General features: G+C 42.2%; 3 protein-coding genes. 1 reads left to right on the top strand and 2 read right to left on the bottom strand.

The window, feature by feature from the left end:
* Window positions 1-70: 70 nt before the first annotated feature.
* Window positions 71-277 (top strand): SymE family type I addiction module toxin, encoded by a 207-nt coding sequence (locus ACLJQD_RS22870; RefSeq protein WP_026080916.1) that lies wholly within the window; start codon window positions 71-73, stop codon window positions 275-277.
* A 46-nt stretch (window positions 278-323) separates the two neighbouring features.
* On the opposite strand, the gene ACLJQD_RS22865 is transcribed toward ACLJQD_RS22870, so the two are convergent.
* Window positions 324-602, bottom strand: a complete 279-nt coding sequence (locus ACLJQD_RS22865; RefSeq protein WP_017442162.1) for a hypothetical protein — start codon at window positions 600-602, stop codon at window positions 324-326.
* A 4-nt stretch (window positions 603-606) separates the two neighbouring features.
* A partial coding sequence (locus ACLJQD_RS22860) for an RHS repeat-associated core domain-containing protein (RefSeq protein ID WP_139780108.1) occupies window positions 607-1,158 on the bottom strand: 552 nt, incomplete at its 5' end.

Genomic DNA, 1,158 nt, shown 5'->3' with positions numbered 1-1,158 from the left:
TAAAAATAATCCGTCACCCCCTGCCGGCTGTGCCGCTTTTTCAGCAGCTCGTCCTGGCCGCTGTACGCATATTCCCGAACTGCATCTTAAGGGCGACTGGCTGGCCGAGGCGGGATTTGAGACCGGGACGAGCGTAACCGTGAAGATCTCGGAGGGGTGTTTGATCCTGATTGCAGAGACGGACGAAGTGAGGGATCTACGGAAGGAGCTTTATCTGGTGAAAAAGTCGATGAAGCATATTAAGGCGGGGGTAAATAATGTGGTGAACAGGGATTAAATAATAAAAGCCGGGAAGTCAGAGGATCTTTCCCGGCTTTTTTGCATCAGATGAATATATCTATAATTGATTCGATACGCATTCCAATTGAATTTATTTCTCCATTCTGGTCAACACCAAAACTCAATAAGGAATTTGATAATTGCTCTATAATACTATTAACCTCATCAGTAGACAAGTCTATAATATACTTTCCTGTTGGATATTTCCCTTTTGCATTATACTCACCATGTTTTTTTGATTCTGTCAATTTTTCTATTAATGACAACTCACTAATATTATTAACAATAAAATCAAAGTCTGTAGTGCTTATTTTGAATTGCATAAGGTTACCTAACCGCTCCAGGATTATAACTAAAACCATGATCATTAGCATTTCTCTGCGCAGAACCACTGCCACCAGTTCGTGTAGTACCTTGAGGCCAGATTTCTGGCCCTCTAGATTTACCGAAAACTGTAACGACTTTACCATCTTGATTCAAAACGACAGTTGCGCGTTTACCTTGATACTTTATAGTTCCATTTGCATTTTCAATAATTTTCTTCGGATTTTGCACTGCATCAAGCATATCTTTAATATTAACGCCTTTCCCACCATTGCGCCCAATAGCCTGATTTAGCCCATGCCTTGTATAGCCTGTTATTTTTCCTGCGATTTGTTTCGCCGAATCTGTTTTACATAATCCAAGTGGATCGATCCAACTTAACGGATTCGGCGCATACTGATAAAGATTAATGCCCCCCGCCAGCCCTATCGGGTCGCCCGATATAAACTTCCCGATATCCGGATCATAAAATCTGTATAAATTGTAATGCAGCCCCGTTTCCCTGTCCAGATATTGCCCCTGGAAACGCAGGTTCTGCTGTACGGGCCGGGTTTC

Origin of the sequence: Salmonella sp. SAL04214, assembly GCF_046550615.1 — a bacterium.
Classification (GTDB): Bacteria; Pseudomonadota; Gammaproteobacteria; order Enterobacterales; family Enterobacteriaceae; genus Salmonella; species Salmonella enterica.
This window is presented reverse-complemented; position numbering and strand designations above follow the sequence as displayed.